Origin of the sequence: Citrobacter sp. RHBSTW-00986 (genome assembly GCF_013783065.1) — a bacterium.
Taxonomy (GTDB): Bacteria; Pseudomonadota; Gammaproteobacteria; order Enterobacterales; family Enterobacteriaceae; genus Citrobacter; species Citrobacter braakii.
The window spans coordinates 1,063,191-1,078,573 of record NZ_CP056200.1 but is presented as its reverse complement, the minus strand read 5'-3'; the positions used below and the strand labels follow the sequence as shown (position 1 = coordinate 1,078,573).

Sequence of the window (15,383 nt, the reverse complement as noted above, 5' to 3'; positions counted from 1 at the left end):
GCCTAATTATCGCTGCGGTAAATAGCGCAGCGGGTTTACGGATTTCCCCTTGTAACGAATTTCAAAATGCAAGCGTGTTGAACTGGTTCCGGTGCTACCCATGGTAGCTATTTTCTGCCCCGCCTTGATTTCTTGTTGTTCCCGGACCAGCATTGTATCGTTATGGGCGTAGGCGCTCAGGTAATCATCGTTATGTTTGATGATAATAAGATTACCGTAACCACGCAGCGCATTACCGGCATAGACGACGCGTCCATCTGCGGTCGCGACAATAGCCTGTCCTTTGCTGCCTGCAATGTCGATCCCTTTATTGCCACCTTCGGTAGCCGCAAAGTTTTCGATCACTTTGCCGTCAGTCGGCCAGCGCCAGGTAGAGATTGGCGAGCTAGTCGACGTTGAGCTTGCAGTTGATTCGGTTGTGCTAACTGCTGGAGCCGTTACAGGCGCTGTGACCACAGTCCCAGCAGGCTTGTTGTTCGGCAACATTTTGTTAGCACTTTGTTCACCTGAATCCTCAGAATACGTAATTGTTGGTTTCGAAGCAACAGCAACGGTGGAATTTTGTGCAGGGTTGGTCACAACTCCTTGCTGTGCTGCATCCGCCTGGGTGATGGCATTGCCACCGGTAATCGGTGCGCCAGACGCGTTGCCCACTTGCAGAGTTTGACCGACATTCAGGCCATACGGGGCCGGAACGTTATTGCGTTGTGCGAGGTCACGGAAATCGTTCCCGGTGATCCAGGCAATATAGAAAAGGGTATCGCCTTTCTTAACAGTATAGGTACTGCCGCCCGTGTAGCTACCTTTCGGAATATTCCCATACTTACGATTGTATACAATACGACCGTTTTCCATCTGCACAGGCTGTTGAGCAACAGGCTGGATTTGCGTTGGCTGTGTGGTTGGTTGCTGCACCGACTGGATCTGTGGCGTCTGCTGTACGGTCGACGTCGAGCCCATTTTGGGTGGAGGCGTAATCAGCATGCCAGAACTGGTGTTCGTTGATGCACTACCGTTAACCGAGCTGACCGGCGCTGGTGGATTCGAGGTGTTTGAACAACCTGCCAGCCATAGTGAAACCAGTGACAATGCCGCAATGCGGCGAACGGTAAATTTGTGGCTTCCCGCGCTCATTTATCCCCCAGGAAAATTGGTTAAAACCAGTGACGTAATCACCGTGCAAGGCCCCGTCACAATACGCTTACTCTTTCGAGAATAACCAGGAAAACTCCAGGTATTCAGCAGCGCTATCTACGCAAGCTCCCCTTTCACTAAGGGAACGAAACGTACGGCCTCCACGGTATCGATAATAAATTCGCCTCCCCGACGACGCACCCGCTTCAGAAACTGGTGCTCATCGCCCACGGGTAAGACGAGAATGCCGCCCTCATCCAGCTGCATCATCAATGCGGTTGGGATCTCGGGCGGCGCTGCCGTTACAATGATAGCGTCAAACGGAGCTCGCGCCTGCCAGCCTTGCCATCCATCACCATGACGGGTCGAAACATTATGTAAATCAAGCTGCTTCAGGCGGCGACGCGCCTGCCATTGCAAACCTTTAATGCGCTCAACGGAGCACACATGATGCACCAGGTGCGCCAGAATCGCCGTCTGGTAGCCAGAGCCAGTACCAATTTCCAGCACCCGAGACTGCGGCGTTAGCTCAAGCAGTTCGGTCATTCGCGCAACCATATAAGGCTGCGAAATCGTCTGCCCCTGACCAATCGGCAGGGCAATATTGTCCCAGGCCTTATGTTCAAACGCCTCATCAATGAATTTTTCACGCGGCACGGCGGCGAGCGCATCGAGGACAAGCTCATCTCTGATGCCCTGCGCACGTAATTGTTCAAGAAGAGTGTGTACGCGTCTGCTTACCATTGCGTGTCGACTCCCACGCTGTCTAACCAGTCAGAAACCACCTCATGCGCGCCGTATGCGGTTAAATCGACATGCAGCGGCGTGATAGAAACATAGCCTTCATCGACGGCGGCAAAATCCGTATCCGGCCCGGCGTCGCACTTTTCACCCGGTGGCCCGATCCAGTACAGCGTATTACCGCGTGGGTCCTGCTGTGGAATAACCTGATCCGCCGGATGGCGACTGCCGCAGCGCGTGACGCGAATACCTTTAATCTGATCCAGTGGTAAATCCGGCACGTTGATATTCAAAATGCGACCGGTGCGCAGCGGTTCACGACTCAGCGCCCGTAAAATACGACAGGTTACTGCGGCAGCAGTCTCGTAGTGTTTATGGCCATCAAGTGAGACAGCCAGCGCCGGGAACCCCAGATGACGACCTTCCATTGCCGCCGCAACGGTACCGGAATAGATAACATCATCACCCAGATTAGGACCCGCATTAATACCAGAAACGACAATGTCCGGACGCGGACGCATTAATGCGTTCACGCCCAGATAAACGCAGTCGGTGGGCGTACCCATTTGTACGGCGATATCGCCGTTATCATAGGTAAAGGTGCGAAGTGAGGATTCCAGCGTCAGCGAGTTAGACGCGCCACTGCGGTTACGATCCGGGGCAACCACCTGTACGTCAGCAAACTCACGCAGCGCTTTCGCCAGCGTTTGTATACCGGGTGCGTGGACCCCATCATCGTTACTCAGCAATATACGCATAATCACCCATTGTGTTAATAAGTTCCCTTACAACACTGGTGGCGAAGCTACCTGCCGGTAGCCAGAAGCGTAACTCGACGGTTACGTCATCCCACCAGTTCCAGCTTAATTGTTGTGGATACAGCAACATAGCGCGACGCGACGCGTCGACTTTCTCGCGCAATAACAGAGACTGCAGCGCGGTTTCATCAGCAACAGCGGCTTTTTCAAACGCCAGTGCGTCGCGCTGAGTTCCCCACTCACCGCTGCCCGGTAATGCCGCTGTGATCATCAATTCTTTCTCATCGACGCGACGCTGTAATTCAGTGTGTTCTTCCTGTGTGGCGACAAACCAGCTTCCGCGTCCGGATAATTGTAGCGCATCGCCGTCAACAACTTGATTAAAGTCTGTTTTTTTCAAGCGTTCACTGACTATCTGATTAAACAACGCGCTACGGGCCGCCGACAACCAAAAACTGCGTTTATTGCGATCGCGCACCGGCGCATCGCTTTGCGCCCAGCGCAGCGCCCCTTGCAGGTTGCTACCGCCGATACCAAAACGCTGAGCGCCAAAATAGTTCGGTACGCCGCGTTCGCTAATCGCCTGCAAACGCGCTTCAACGTCATTTCGCTCGCTCACTTCACGCAACACCAGCGTAAATTCGTTGCCTTTCAGCGCCCCTAAACGCAGCTTACGCTTGTGGCGCGCGTACTCCAGAACTTTACAGCCTTCGAGCTCAAATTTGCTTAGATCAGGCATTGCATTGCCCGGTACGCGCGCGCACAGCCACTGTTCCGTGACCGCATGCTTATCTTTCTGCCCGGCAAAGCTCACTTCACGGGCGTGAATTTTCAGGAATTTCGCCAGCGCGTCAGCCACAAAACGGGTGTTACAACCGTTCTTCAGGATGCGCACCAAAACATGCTCGCCTTCGCCATCCGGTTCGAAGCCTAAATCTTCGACGACAACAAAGTCTTCCGGATTCGCTTTCAGGACGCCATGGCCCAGTGGTTTGCCATGGAGATACGTCAGATCGTCAAACACAGTCATTTCGGTGCCTTAATGAGTAACGCCACCGCTTCACAGGCAATCCCTTCCCCACGCCCGGTAAAACCGAGTTTTTCCGTGGTGGTCGCTTTCACGTTAACATCATCCATATGGCAGCCGAGATCTTCGGCAATAAACACGCGCATTTGCGGAATGTGCGGCAGCATCTTCGGCGCCTGAGCAATAATTGTCACATCCACATTACCAAGCGTATAGCCTTTGGCCTGAATACGCCGCCAGGCTTCTCGCAATAATTCACGACTATCGGCACCTTTAAAGGTCGGGTCGGTGTCAGGGAAGAGTTTACCGATATCTCCCAGCGCAGCCGCGCCCAGCAGAGCATCAGTTAGCGCGTGTAACGCCACATCGCCATCAGAATGCGCCAGCAATCCTTTTTCATACGGGATGCGCACACCACCAATGATAATTGGGCCTTCTCCGCCAAAAGCGTGTACGTCGAAACCGTGTCCAATTCGCATTATGTCTTCTCCTGGTGGGTAGTCCGGGTCAGATAAAATTCGGCCAACGCCAAATCCTCTGGACGCGTTACTTTAATATTATCAGCCCGTCCTTCAACGAGCTGAGGATGTAAGCCGCAATATTCCAGCGCCGAGGCCTCATCCGTAATGGTTGCGCCTTCGAGGAGCGCACGGGTCAGGCAGTCGTGCAACAGCTCGCGAGGGAAAAACTGCGGCGTCAACGCGTGCCATAAATCGGTGCGATCGACCGTATGGGCAATGTCTGTTCGGCCCGGCTCCGCGCGCTTCATCGTGTCGCGTACTGGTGCCGCCAGGATCCCGCCGGTGCGGCTGGTCTCACTGATTGCCAGCAAACGGGCTAAATCATCCTGGTGCAGACACGGACGCGCGGCGTCATGCACCAGTACCCAACTGGCCTCACCTGCGGCTTGCAAACCGGCAAGGACAGAATCGGCACGCTCGTTGCCGCCATCCACTACGGTAATTTGCGGATGCGCGGCGAGTGGAAGTTGGGCAAAGCGGCTGTCGCCTGGGCTGATAGCGATAACGACTCGCGTCACCCGGGGATGAGCCAGCAGCGCATCAACCGAGTGTTCAAGAATGGTTTTATTGCCAATAGAGAGGTACTGCTTAGGACACTCTGTTTGCATTCGGCGGCCAAACCCGGCAGCCGGCACCACGGCGCAAACGTCCAATAAAGTGGCTGCCATGTTAAATCCCTGGACGGTTTATCGATTGTTTTGCCCTGCAGTCTGAGCGCGTTTAGACGCGTCAGGCACCAGACGATAAAAGGTTTCGCCCGGCTTAGTCATGCTGAGTTCGTTGCGCGCGCGCTCCTCAATAGCCTCTTGTCCACCATTGAGATCGTCAATTTCGGCAAAAAGCTGATCGTTACGTGCTTTAAGTTTCGCGTTCGTAGCTTGCTGCGCAGCAACATCATCGTTGACGCGACTATAGTCATGTATGCCGTTCTTACCGAACCACAGCGAATACTGCAGCCAGACCAATAAAGCCAGCAACAGCAGCGTTAGTTTACCCATCCTGCCCCCTGAAAAACGGCATTAACATCCCATAACTTCCGCAGACAACTTTACATCAACGGTCGGGAATGCCGCGACAACGCGGGCAAATGTACCACATTTGCCCGTTGTTACGTATACCCCGTGTAAGGAGAACATAATCTCATTGTTGGTTACGGTTTGAATTATGACCAGAGAGTGAACAACATCAGCGATTGTTAAAAAAAGGCGTTTGCCTAACCCAACAACCACAGAAATAGCGCGCCAAACATCGCCCCAACCACCAGTAGGGTGCAGGTAATGCTCAGCAGCAACAGCCCCTTCAATAGGGAGTGCAGCGCAATACCCGCGACAATCGCCACGGGCAGCAATGCGAGGAAAAAGGGCCAGGTATAAATGAAGAAAAAGAGTGTGTTAGGGCCATAAATCAGAAAAGGAATCCCCAGCGCCAACAGCCACGCGATAAAACCGATCACAGCACCCGGTAGTGACCAGGTGGTTTCATCGTCGGCGGCGAAGGTATCTGACTCTGTAATAGTAATGTTATGGCTGTTACGCATATCTAATCCTGTGACCGTGACTGACCGGGCATACAAGCTCGGGTGTCTCAGGATCTGATAATATCTTCCTGCCTCAGCAGGTCTAATAATTGGGGTACCAAATTTGTTACCAATTGTTCACCATCAAGATGAATCTCTGGCGATTCAGGCGCTTCGTATACCGAATCAATTCCGGTGAAATTGCGCAACTCACCCGCCCGCGCTTTTTTATACAGCCCTTTTGGATCGCGTAATTCGCACGTTGCCAGCGGCGTGTCGACAAAAACCTCAATAAAACGCCCTTCGCCAACGCGTTCACGGACCATTTTGCGTTCGGCGCGATGTGGAGAGATAAAGGCGGTCAACACCACAAGACCCGCATCCACCATCAGGTTAGCCACCTCGCCAACCCGACGAATATTCTCCTTACGATCGGCATCGCTAAACCCAAGATCGCTGCACAGGCCGTGGCGCACGTTATCGCCATCCAACAAATAGGTACTCACTCCCAGCTTGTGCAACGCCTCTTCCAGCGCCCCTGCGACCGTGGATTTACCGGAACCAGACAGCCCGGTAAACCACAGCACAACACCACGATGACCGTGGCGTTGTTCCCGCTGTTGCGGTGTAACAGGATGGGCATGCCAGACGACGTTTTCGTCATGCAGCGCCATTATTTTCCTCCCAGCAGATCGCGCGCGCCCCAGTGCGGGAAATGGCGACGCACCAACGCATTAAGCTCCAGCTCAAACGCGCTGAACTGAGAAGCCGCGGTGTGCTCCTGGACGATTGGCTCACGTACCAGCCCCGCGCCGACGGTAACGTTGGTCAGGCGGTCAATGATAATCAGCCCGCCCGTAACCGGGTTCTGCTGATAGGTATCCAGCACCAGCGGCTCATCAAAGGTCAGATTAACCAGACCGATGCCGTTTAGCGGCAACGCTTCAACATCACGTTGGGTCAGGTTATTAATATCAATCTGGTACTGCACGTTATCAACGCGTGCGCGGGTCTTCTTACCGGCGACTTTGATGTCGTAGCTCTGCCCAGGCGACAACGGTTGTTCCGCCATCCACACCACATCAACGGCAGCGCTTTGTACCGCAGGTAACGCTTCACCGGCATCAAGCAGCAGGTCGCCCCGGCTGATATCGATCTCGTCTTTCAATACCAGGGTGATCGCTTCACCCGCATGCGCTTCCTGTAAATCGCCATCAAAGGTTACGATCCGCGCCACGCTCGAATCAACGCCGGATGGCAGCACTTTGACGCGTTGCCCTACCTTCACACTACCGGAGGCCAGCGTCCCGGCATAACCACGAAAATCCAGATTAGGTCGGTTCACATACTGCACCGGGAAGCGCATCGGCTGAGTATCAACTATGCGCTGGATCTCAACGGTTTCCAGTACTTCCAGTAGCGTCGGACCGCTGTACCACGACATGCTGGCGCTTTGTGAAGCCACGTTGTCGCCTTCCAGCGCAGAGAGCGGCACAAACCGGATATCCAGGTTGCCCGGCAACTGTTCAGCAAAAGTAAGATAGTCTTCGCGAATGCGGTTAAATGTCTCTTCGCTAAAGTTCACAAGATCCATTTTGTTGATCGCCACCACCAGGTGTTTGATCCCAAGTAGCGTGGAGATAAAGCTGTGACGACGGGTCTGATCCAGCACGCCTTTACGCGCATCGATCAGCAGGATCGCCAGGTCGCAGGTCGACGCACCGGTCGCCATGTTGCGAGTGTACTGCTCATGGCCGGGAGTATCCGCAATAATAAATTTACGCTTCTCGGTAGAGAAATAACGGTAAGCCACGTCGATGGTGATGCCCTGCTCGCGCTCGGCTTGCAAGCCGTCAACCAATAACGCCAGATCGAGCTTTTCGCCCTGAGTACCGTGACGTTTACTGTCGTTGTGCAGCGATGAAAGCTGGTCTTCATAAATCTGACGCGTGTCGTGCAGCAGGCGACCAATCAGGGTGCTTTTCCCGTCATCCACGCTACCGCAGGTTAAAAAACGCAGCAGGCTTTTGTGTTGCTGGGCGACCATCCAGGCTTCAACGCCGCCTTCATTAGCAATTTGTTGTGCAAGTGTCGTGTTCATGGCGGCTCCTTAGAAATACCCCTGACGTTTCTTCAGCTCCATGGAGCCCGCCTGGTCGCGGTCAATCACGCGGCCCTGACGTTCACTGGTGGTTGAGACCAGCATCTCTTCGATAATTTCCGGCAGAGTCTGCGCATTCGACTCCACCGCGCCTGTTAACGGCCAGCAGCCGAGCGTACGGAAACGCACCATGCGTTTTTTAATCACTTCGCCCGGTTGCAGATCGATTCTGTCGTCATCAATCATCATCAGCATGCCGTCGCGTTCCAGCACCGGACGCTCCGCCGCCAGGTACAGCGGCACGATGTCGATATTTTCCAGCCAGATGTACTGCCAGATATCCTGTTCAGTCCAGTTGGAGAGCGGGAATACGCGAATGCTTTCGCCTTTGTTAATCTGTCCGTTGTAGTTATGCCACAGTTCCGGACGCTGATTTTTAGGGTCCCAGCGATGAAAACGATCGCGGAAAGAATAAATGCGCTCCTTGGCACGGGATTTCTCTTCGTCACGACGAGCGCCACCGAACGCGGCGTCGAAACCGTATTTGTTCAACGCCTGCTTCAACCCTTCGGTTTTCATAATATCGGTATGCTTGGCGCTACCGTGAACAAACGGGTTGATGCCCATCGCCACCCCTTCCGGGTTTTTATGCACCAGCAGTTCACAACCGTAGGCTTTCGCCGTACGGTCACGAAACTCGTACATCTCGCTGAATTTCCAGCCAGTATCAACGTGCAGCAGAGGGAACGGCAACGTGCCAGGATAAAACGCTTTACGCGCCAGATGCAGCATTACGCTGGAATCTTTGCCGATGGAATACATCATCACCGGATTCGAAAACTCGGCGGCCACCTCACGAATAATATGGATGCTTTCCGCTTCCAGTTGCCGCAGGTGGGTAAGTCGTTTTTGATCCATAACCGTTCCTATGTAATGCCGTTATTTTGCTAACGATGCTCAGATAACCTGACTATAGGGAGGGCAAGAGGGCGAATGAAATTACGAATTGGAATGAGTAGTTCCTCAAAGGAATAACGATCCGGAAAAGCAAATATCAAAAAGTGCTTAAGCTACCGAATTTAGGGCATTTAGGAGCAAATGAAATTGTTTTACCTCGATCACGGTTTCATACTAGCGGCTAAAAATTTCTGCTTGGTATTTAAGGACTCATTATGTTTTCCGCAACGCGCCCCCTTCTTGCAATCCTGGCGCTCGGCGCGTGCTTTATCCTTCCCGCACAGGCAACACCTTCCAAACCTGGAGATATCGCAAATACCCAGGCTCGATATATCGCAACGTTTTTCCCAGGCCGCGTAACGGGCTCTCCGGCAGAAATGTTGTCTGCTGATTATATTCGTCAGCAATTTCAGCAGATGGGCTACAGCAGTGATATTCGAACGTTTAATAGCCGTTATGTTTATACCGCCAAAAATAACCATAAAAACTGGCATAACGTCACGGGGAGTACCGTTATTGCCGCACATGAGGGTAAAGCGCCACAGCAGATTATTATCATGGCGCACCTCGACACCTACGCCGCGCAGAGCGACGCCGATTCCGATGCCAATCTGGGTGGATTGACCCTGCAAGGTATTGATGACAACGCCGCAGGACTTGGCGTGATGCTGGAACTGGCGGAAAAACTCAAAGACGTGCCGACGCAGTACGGCATTCGATTTATCGCCACCAGCGGCGAGGAAGAAGGCAAACTGGGCGCGGAGAACATCCTGAAGCGAATGAGCGCCGCCGAGAAGAAAAATACGCTGCTGGTTATCAACCTCGATAACCTGATCGTCGGCGATAAGCTCTATTTCAATAGCGGTAAGAAAACCCCGGAAGCAGTGCGAAAATTGACGCGTGACCGGGCGCTGGCCATCGCACACAGCCGCGGTATCGTAGCCAGCACCAATCCAGGACAGAACAAAAACTATCCTAAAGGTACTGGATGTTGTAACGACGCAGAGGTCTTCGACAACGCAGGCATTGCCGTGCTCTCCGTTGAAGCAACCAACTGGAGTCTGGGCAAGAAAGATGGCTATCAACAGCGCGCCAAAAGCGCCTCGTTCCCGGCAGGCAACAGCTGGCACGATGTGCGACTGGATAACCAGCAGCATATCGATAAAGCCTTACCGGGCAGGATAGAGCACCGTAGCCGCGACGTGGTACGCATTATGCTCCCGCTGGTGAAAGAACTGGCAAAGGCGGGTAAATCCTGACGAAGAAGCCCGGTAATATGTAATCATTACCGGGCTTTTATCTTTTACCCTTCGTGCAATCCGCACTCGCGCTTCAATCCGAAGAACCGCGTCTCTTCTTCCGCCATACCCGGCTCCCATTTGCGGGTGGTATGGGTATCACCCACTGACAGATAGCCCTGATCCCACAGTGGATGGTATTTCAGGCCGTACTTTTGCAGGTATTGGTAAACGGTACGGTTGTCCCAGTCGATGATCGGCAGCACTTTAAACACGCCACGCTGGATAGCCAACACCGGCAAATGCGCCCGGCTGCCCGACTGCTCGCGGCGCAGACCGGCAAACCAGGTTTGCGCATTGAGTTCTTTAAGCGCGCGGTTCATCGGCTCGACTTTGTTGATCTCATTGTATTTCTCAATGCCTTCAACGCCCTGCTCCCACAGTTTGCCGTAGCGCGCTTCCTGCCAGGCCGCGCTCTCCTTCGCCCGGTAGACTTGCAGATTAAGCTTGAGCTTGTCTGTTAACTCATCAATAAACTGGTAGGTTTCCGGGAACAAATAGCCCGTATCGGTGAGGATCACCGGGATATCCGGGTGAATCTGATTCACCAGGTGCAGGCTTACTGCCGCCTGGATACCAAAGCTTGATGACAGTACATATTCACCAGGCAGGTTTTCCAGCGCCCACGCCACGCGCCCTTCGGCGTCCAGCTTTTCGAGCTGTGCGTTGGTTTCAGCCAGCGCCAGAATGCGGTCGACTTTTGGCAGGTCATTAAGGGCGTTTAGATCGAGTACGGACATAATTACCTCTCGTGGTTACTCCCAGAAATCCCGGGCGGGATCGAGCACCGGGCGAATGATGCCCGCACGCACCGTAAAATCACCGAAGCCTTCACCCGCTTCGCGCTCTTTCGCCCAGCGCCCAACCAGTTCGTCAACGGAGTCGAGAATTTCCGATTCCGTAATATTTTCGCGATACATACGCGGAATGCGCGTGCCCATGCGGTTACCGCCAAGGTGTACGTTGTAGCGCCCCGGCGCTTTACCCACCAGGCCTAGTTCCGCCAGCATCGCGCGCCCGCAGCCGTTCGGGCAGCCTGTAACGCGCATCACGATATGCTCGTCAGGAATGCCGTGTTTTTCGAGAATAGCTTCCACTTTATCAGTGAACGATGGCAAGAAACGTTCGGCTTCCGCCATCGCCAGCGGACAGGTCGGGAACGACACGCAGGCCATCGAGTTTTCACGCTGCGGCTTCACCGCATTCATCAATCCGTGATCGCGCGCCAGCTTCTCGATCTTCGCTTTTTGGCTTTCCGGCACACCAGCAATGATCAGGTTCTGGTTGGCGGTGATGCGGAAATCCCCTTTGTGGATCTTCGCGATCTCCAGCAGGCCGGTTTTCAGCGGACGGCCCGGATAATCCAGGATACGACCGTTTTCAATAAACAGCGTCAGGTGCCAGTTATTGTCGATCCCTTTTACCCAACCAATACGATCGCCGCGACCGGTGAACTCGTACGGGCGGATCGGCTCAAATTTGATGCCCGCGCGACGCTCCACTTCCTCTTTGAACGTGTCGATACCAACGCGTTCAAGCGTGTATTTGGTTTTGGCGTTTTTACGATCGGTACGATTACCCCAGTCGCGCTGCGTTGTCACCACAGCTTCTGCTACCGCCAGGGTGTGCTCCAGCGGCAGATAGCCGAACTCGCTCGCGGTGCGGGCGTAGGTTTTCTTATTGCCGTGCTCAATCGACAAACCACCGCCGACCAGCAGGTTAAAGCCCACCAGCTTGCCGTTTTCGGCAATCGCCACGAAGTTCATGTCGTTGGCGTGCAGATCTATATCGTTCTGCGGCGGGATTACGACCGTGGTTTTAAACTTACGCGGCAGATAGGTTTGACCGAGGATCGGCTCTTCGTCGGTGGTCGCAACCTTCTCCTGATCCAGCCAAATTTCTGCATAGGCGCGAGTACGCGGCAGCAGATGTTCGGAGATCTTCTTCGCCCATTCATAGGCTTGGGCGTGCAGCTCGGACTCGTACGGGTTAGAGGTACACAGAACGTTACGGTTCATGTCGTTGGCGGTCGCCAGCGCGTCCAGCCCGACCGAATGCAGCATCTGGTGTACCGGCTTAACGTTCTTCTTCAGAATGCCGTGAAACTGGAAGGTCTGACGGTTGGTCAGACGAATGCTGCCGTAAATCGTGTTGTCATGGGCGAACGTGTCGATCGCCTGCCACTGTTTGGTGGTGATCACCCCACCCGGCAGACGGCAGCGCAGCAGCATCGCGTGACGCGGCTCCAGCTTTTGCTCGGCTCGTTCGGCGCGGATATCGCGGTCATCCTGCTGGTACATACCGTGAAAACGGATCAGCAGGAAGTTGTCGCCTTTGAAGCCGCCGGTCAGGCCGTCGTTTAAATCTTCGGCAATCGTACCGCGCAGATAGTTGCTTTCCAGCTTCATACGCTCAGCGTCGGACAGCTTGCCTTCGACCACCAATGGTCCTGGGTATTTTTCGCTCATTAGTAGACATCTCGCTGATAACGGCGCTCAATGCGCAGCTCACTTAAAAATTCATCCGCCGCTTCGATATCCATAGCACCGAATTCGGCAATCACTTCCAACAAAGCCTGCTCAACGTCTTTCGCCATGCGATTGGCGTCGCCGCAGACATAAATGTGGGCACCGTCGTTTATCCAGCGCCACAGTTCCGCACCTTGTTGGCGCAGTTTATCTTGTACGTAGACTTTTTCTTTTTGATCGCGCGACCAGGCAAGATCGATGCGGCTCAGTACGCCCTCTTTGACGTAACGCTGCCATTCCACCTGGTACAGGAAATCTTCGGTAAAGTGTGGGTTGCCAAAAAACAGCCAGTTTTTGCCTTCGGCTCCGTCAGCCGCACGCTGCTGCATGAATGCACGGAACGGCGCAATCCCCGTGCCTGGTCCAATCATAATCACCGGTGTCTGCGGGTTAGCCGGCAGGCGGAAGTTATCGTTGTGTTCGATGAACACGCGCACTTCGCCCTCTTCTTCCACGCGATCTGCGAGGAAACTGGACGCGCCACCAGCACGGGCACGACCTTCAATGTCATAACGCACCACGCCCACGGTGACGTGCACTTCGCTTTCCACTTCCGCCTGGGAAGAGGCAATAGAATACAAACGCGGCGTCAGCGGTCGCAGAAGATCAACCAACGTTTGGGCGTCCAGTTGCGCTGGGGAGAAGCGCACCATATCGACGATTGGCGTGGTTGCGGCGTAATGCTGCAATTGCGCTTTGTCGCCCACCAGCGGCAGCAGAGAGTCGCTACGGGTTAAAGTGGCGTAGTTCTCGACGATATTGCCGGTGTTAACCGTCAGCTCGAAATGCCACTGCAGCGCTTCGATGAGCGACAGGGTTTTGCCGTCAACCGTGACCGGCTCATCTCCTTTCAGCCACAGCAATTCAACCAGCTCTTTGACCAGCTCAGGATCGTTCTGATACCAGACTCCTAAGGCATCGCCCGGCTGGTAGCGCAGGCCGGAATCGCCGAGATCGATTTCAATATGGCGTACATCTTTTTCCGAGTCGCGACCGGTGATTTTCTGGTTAACCGACAGGCTCGCCGTCAGCGGAGATTCTTTGGTATACGGGCTGGAGTGGATCTCATTTACCGCTCCGCTGGCAATGGCCTGAGCAGGCGCGGCGACCGGCGCACGGGATTTCAGCATCTCAACCACGCGCGCACGCCATTCGGCGGCTGCATTCTGGTATTCCACATCGGCATCCACGCGATCAAGCAGACGCTCACCGCCCAGCTCAGCCAGTTTTGCATCGAAGTCTTTTCCTGACTGACAGAAAAACTCGTAAGAAGTGTCACCAAGACCAAACACGGCAAAAGCGGTGTTATCGAGCTTCGGCGCTTTTTTCGAGAACAGGAATTTATGCAACGCTACGGCTTCTTCCGCCGGTTCACCTTCCCCTTGCGTCGACGCCACTACGATCAGCAATTTCTCATTGGCGATTTGTTTGAATTTATAGTCGCCAGCATTGATGAGAGTGACGTTGAGCTTTGCAGCGATCAGATCATCGCGCAGAGCTTCCGCCACACGACGCGCATTACCGGTTTGCGAGGCGGAGATAAGCGTAATGCCAGGCATTTCAGCAGCAGGCGCAGGAGTCGCCGCATTGCTGCCTGGCTGCTGATTCAGCACGCCCCAAAAATAGCCAGAAACCCACGCAAGCTGTGCGGGAGTGAAATCGGTCGTGGCCGCCTGAAGGCGTGCCAGTTGCTCCGGGTTTAGCGGTAGCAGAGCGGAAGGTGGGGCCTGTGTCGTCATGCGTTGTCATGTTCCAGTAAGCAAAGCGGATTTCAGCAATAAAACCCAAACTGAAGATAAGGTTAACGGCGGGGATAGTAACAATTAAAGAAGGGATAGAAATAACAAATAACCAAATGAACTAACCTGTTTTAGTTATAGTTATTAACAGCAAAACAGATTGGATAACCATATGATATATCAATAATTATTAAATATTACCATCATGAATAGGTCGTTCTGATACTCAGCGCCCTTTTAACTAATGATAAAATTCGCTCTTTACGGTACCCTACGGCGGTTTTTCGCATTCTTGAGAGTAAAAAATGTCCACCACCTTGTTTAAAGATTTCACCTTCGAAGCCGCTCACCGCCTGCCGCATGTACCGGAAGGGCATAAGTGTGGCCGCCTGCATGGTCACTCATTTATGGTGCGTCTTGAAATTACCGGTGAAGTCGATCCGCATACCGGTTGGATCATGGATTTTTCTGAGTTAAAAGCCGCGTTTAAGCCAACTTACAACAGACTCGATCACTACTATCTGAACGATATTCCTGGCTTAGAAAACCCAACCAGTGAAGTACTGGCCAAATGGATTTGGGATCAGGTTAAACCGGTTGTCCCTCTGCTGAGTGCCGTAATGGTGAAAGAGACCTGCACAGCAGGCTGCGTGTATCGCGGGGAATGATTGTATCGTCTGTGGCAACGGTCAATTTTCCTTAACTAACACTCTGTTAGGGTTATGTGCTCTGGATATCTGGAGCACAACATGTCTGACGATTTCGATATTATTATTATCGGTGCAGGGATAGCGGGCACCGCTTGTGCTTTACGCTGCGTGCCCGCTATGTGGTACTGGCGGAAGGGGCAACAACCTGCTGGCCGAGCGTTATGGATTCCTGCCTCGTCCCTCGACAACCGCAATGGCATTAAAGAGACTTTGGCGCTGGATAAAGGGATTTTCCGCGATTTAACCCAGCACACCGATGTGATCCTGAAAAAGTCGTATGAAGTACTGCATGGCGGCCTGAATAACGTCAATTCGATTCAGAGCTGGTCTAACGCATAAGGTTGTCCGGCCTG

At 53.6% G+C, this 15,383-nt stretch carries 17 protein-coding genes and 2 pseudogenes; 5 read left to right on the top strand and 14 right to left on the bottom strand.

What is annotated here, in order from left to right:
- Positions 1–6 precede the first annotated feature (6 nt).
- Positions 7–1,089 (bottom strand): murein hydrolase activator NlpD, encoded by a 1,083-nt coding sequence (gene nlpD / locus HV345_RS05265; RefSeq protein WP_230330220.1) that lies wholly within the window; start codon positions 1,087–1,089, stop codon positions 7–9.
- Between nlpD and HV345_RS26355 the strand changes: the two genes are divergently transcribed.
- Positions 992–1,219 carry a hypothetical protein gene (locus tag HV345_RS26355; protein ID WP_223870215.1) on the top strand — a complete coding sequence of 76 codons (228 nt, stop codon included), beginning with the start codon at positions 992–994 and terminating at the stop codon, positions 1,217–1,219. The genes nlpD and HV345_RS26355 overlap by 98 nt on opposite strands.
- 32 nt (positions 1,220–1,251) lie before the next feature.
- Here the strand turns inward: HV345_RS26355 and HV345_RS05260 are convergent, their stop codons facing one another.
- The 10 genes from HV345_RS05260 to cysD all read right to left on the bottom strand — a co-directional run bounded on the left by HV345_RS05260 (position 1,252) and on the right by cysD (position 8,716).
- On the bottom strand, positions 1,252–1,878 hold the full coding sequence (locus tag HV345_RS05260; RefSeq protein ID WP_003034172.1) for a protein-L-isoaspartate(D-aspartate) O-methyltransferase: 627 nt from the start codon (positions 1,876–1,878) through the stop codon (positions 1,252–1,254).
- Complete coding sequence (surE, locus tag HV345_RS05255; protein ID WP_016157332.1) at positions 1,872–2,633, bottom strand: 5'/3'-nucleotidase SurE; 762 nt, start codon at positions 2,631–2,633, stop codon at positions 1,872–1,874. Before surE ends, HV345_RS05260 begins: the two co-directional genes overlap by 7 nt.
- Positions 2,614–3,663, bottom strand: coding sequence for a tRNA pseudouridine(13) synthase TruD (gene truD / locus HV345_RS05250; protein WP_016154208.1), 1,050 nt, complete (start codon positions 3,661–3,663; stop codon positions 2,614–2,616). The genes surE and truD overlap by 20 nt, the downstream gene beginning before the upstream one ends.
- Entirely contained in the window at positions 3,660–4,139 is a 480-nt protein-coding gene (gene ispF, locus HV345_RS05245; protein WP_016154209.1) for a 2-C-methyl-D-erythritol 2,4-cyclodiphosphate synthase, read from the bottom strand. Before ispF ends, truD begins: the two co-directional genes overlap by 4 nt.
- On the bottom strand, positions 4,139–4,849 hold the full coding sequence (gene ispD, locus HV345_RS05240) for a 2-C-methyl-D-erythritol 4-phosphate cytidylyltransferase (protein ID WP_046274807.1): 711 nt from the start codon (positions 4,847–4,849) through the stop codon (positions 4,139–4,141). The genes ispF and ispD overlap by 1 nt, the downstream gene beginning before the upstream one ends.
- Positions 4,850–4,867: 18 nt before the next feature.
- On the bottom strand, positions 4,868–5,179 hold the full coding sequence (gene ftsB / locus HV345_RS05235; protein ID WP_003034163.1) for a cell division protein FtsB: 312 nt from the start codon (positions 5,177–5,179) through the stop codon (positions 4,868–4,870).
- A gap of 215 nt (positions 5,180–5,394) precedes the next feature.
- Positions 5,395–5,718 carry a DUF3561 family protein gene (locus HV345_RS05230; protein ID WP_181636344.1) on the bottom strand — a complete coding sequence of 108 codons (324 nt, stop codon included), beginning with the start codon at positions 5,716–5,718 and terminating at the stop codon, positions 5,395–5,397.
- Between the two features lie 47 nt (positions 5,719–5,765).
- Complete coding sequence (cysC, locus tag HV345_RS05225; protein ID WP_019077557.1) at positions 5,766–6,371, bottom strand: adenylyl-sulfate kinase; 606 nt, start codon at positions 6,369–6,371, stop codon at positions 5,766–5,768.
- Positions 6,371–7,798, bottom strand: a complete 1,428-nt coding sequence (cysN, locus tag HV345_RS05220) for a sulfate adenylyltransferase subunit CysN (protein ID WP_181636343.1) — start codon at positions 7,796–7,798, stop codon at positions 6,371–6,373. Before cysN ends, cysC begins: the two co-directional genes overlap by 1 nt.
- A 9-nt stretch (positions 7,799–7,807) precedes the next feature.
- Entirely contained in the window at positions 7,808–8,716 is a 909-nt protein-coding gene (cysD, locus tag HV345_RS05215; protein WP_003034152.1) for a sulfate adenylyltransferase subunit CysD, read from the bottom strand.
- 254 nt (positions 8,717–8,970) lie between these two features.
- Between cysD and HV345_RS05210 the strand changes: the two genes are divergently transcribed.
- Complete coding sequence (locus HV345_RS05210) at positions 8,971–10,014, top strand: aminopeptidase (RefSeq protein ID WP_181636342.1); 1,044 nt, start codon at positions 8,971–8,973, stop codon at positions 10,012–10,014.
- A gap of 44 nt (positions 10,015–10,058) precedes the next feature.
- On the opposite strand, the gene cysH is transcribed toward HV345_RS05210, so the two are convergent.
- The 3 genes from cysH to cysJ are packed head-to-tail and all read right to left on the bottom strand — an operon-like array spanning position 10,059 to position 14,320.
- On the bottom strand, positions 10,059–10,793 hold the full coding sequence (cysH, locus tag HV345_RS05205) for a phosphoadenosine phosphosulfate reductase (protein ID WP_181636341.1): 735 nt from the start codon (positions 10,791–10,793) through the stop codon (positions 10,059–10,061).
- 15 nt (positions 10,794–10,808) lie between these two features.
- Positions 10,809–12,521, bottom strand: coding sequence for an assimilatory sulfite reductase (NADPH) hemoprotein subunit (gene cysI / locus HV345_RS05200; protein ID WP_016154216.1), 1,713 nt, complete (start codon positions 12,519–12,521; stop codon positions 10,809–10,811).
- Positions 12,521–14,320 carry an NADPH-dependent assimilatory sulfite reductase flavoprotein subunit gene (cysJ, locus tag HV345_RS05195; protein WP_181636340.1) on the bottom strand — a complete coding sequence of 600 codons (1,800 nt, stop codon included), beginning with the start codon at positions 14,318–14,320 and terminating at the stop codon, positions 12,521–12,523. The genes cysI and cysJ overlap by 1 nt, the downstream gene beginning before the upstream one ends.
- A 305-nt stretch (positions 14,321–14,625) precedes the next feature.
- On the opposite strand from cysJ, the gene queD reads away from it, so the two are divergent.
- The 3 genes and pseudogenes from queD to HV345_RS26350 form a co-directional block, all read left to right on the top strand.
- The gene (gene queD / locus HV345_RS05190; RefSeq protein WP_016154218.1) at positions 14,626–14,988 is read left to right on the top strand and encodes a 6-carboxytetrahydropterin synthase QueD; all 363 of its coding nucleotides are present in this window, start codon (positions 14,626–14,628) and stop codon (positions 14,986–14,988) included.
- Between the two features lie 81 nt (positions 14,989–15,069).
- A pseudogene (locus tag HV345_RS05185) lies at positions 15,070–15,147 on the top strand (hypothetical protein); the annotation flags it as partial.
- A gap of 96 nt (positions 15,148–15,243) precedes the next feature.
- Positions 15,244–15,369: pseudogene (locus HV345_RS26350) on the top strand (hypothetical protein); the annotation flags it as partial.
- Positions 15,370–15,383 lie beyond the last annotated feature (14 nt).

What these genes read in the sequence shown, in the direction of transcription:
- HV345_RS05260 (WP_003034172.1), bottom strand. Translation starts at nt 1,878, where the DNA reads ATGGTAAGCAGACGCGTACACACTCTTCTTGAACAATTACGTGCGCAG.
- surE (WP_016157332.1), bottom strand. Translation starts at nt 2,633, where the DNA reads ATGCGTATATTGCTGAGTAACGATGATGGGGTCCACGCACCCGGTATA.
- truD (WP_016154208.1), bottom strand. Translation starts at nt 3,663, where the DNA reads ATGACTGTGTTTGACGATCTGACGTATCTCCATGGCAAACCACTGGGC.
- ispF (WP_016154209.1), bottom strand. Translation starts at nt 4,139, where the DNA reads ATGCGAATTGGACACGGTTTCGACGTACACGCTTTTGGCGGAGAAGGC.
- ispD (WP_046274807.1), bottom strand. Translation starts at nt 4,849, where the DNA reads ATGGCAGCCACTTTATTGGACGTTTGCGCCGTGGTGCCGGCTGCCGGG.
- ftsB (WP_003034163.1), bottom strand. Translation starts at nt 5,179, where the DNA reads ATGGGTAAACTAACGCTGCTGTTGCTGGCTTTATTGGTCTGGCTGCAG.
- HV345_RS05230 (WP_181636344.1), bottom strand. Translation starts at nt 5,718, where the DNA reads ATGCGTAACAGCCATAACATTACTATTACAGAGTCAGATACCTTCGCC.
- cysC (WP_019077557.1), bottom strand. Translation starts at nt 6,371, where the DNA reads ATGGCGCTGCATGACGAAAACGTCGTCTGGCATGCCCATCCTGTTACA.
- cysN (WP_181636343.1), bottom strand. Translation starts at nt 7,798, where the DNA reads ATGAACACGACACTTGCACAACAAATTGCTAATGAAGGCGGCGTTGAA.
- cysD (WP_003034152.1), bottom strand. Translation starts at nt 8,716, where the DNA reads ATGGATCAAAAACGACTTACCCACCTGCGGCAACTGGAAGCGGAAAGC.
- HV345_RS05210 (WP_181636342.1), top strand. Translation starts at nt 8,971, where the DNA reads ATGTTTTCCGCAACGCGCCCCCTTCTTGCAATCCTGGCGCTCGGCGCG.
- cysH (WP_181636341.1), bottom strand. Translation starts at nt 10,793, where the DNA reads ATGTCCGTACTCGATCTAAACGCCCTTAATGACCTGCCAAAAGTCGAC.
- cysI (WP_016154216.1), bottom strand. Translation starts at nt 12,521, where the DNA reads ATGAGCGAAAAATACCCAGGACCATTGGTGGTCGAAGGCAAGCTGTCC.
- cysJ (WP_181636340.1), bottom strand. Translation starts at nt 14,320, where the DNA reads ATGACGACACAGGCCCCACCTTCCGCTCTGCTACCGCTAAACCCGGAG.
- queD (WP_016154218.1), top strand. Translation starts at nt 14,626, where the DNA reads ATGTCCACCACCTTGTTTAAAGATTTCACCTTCGAAGCCGCTCACCGC.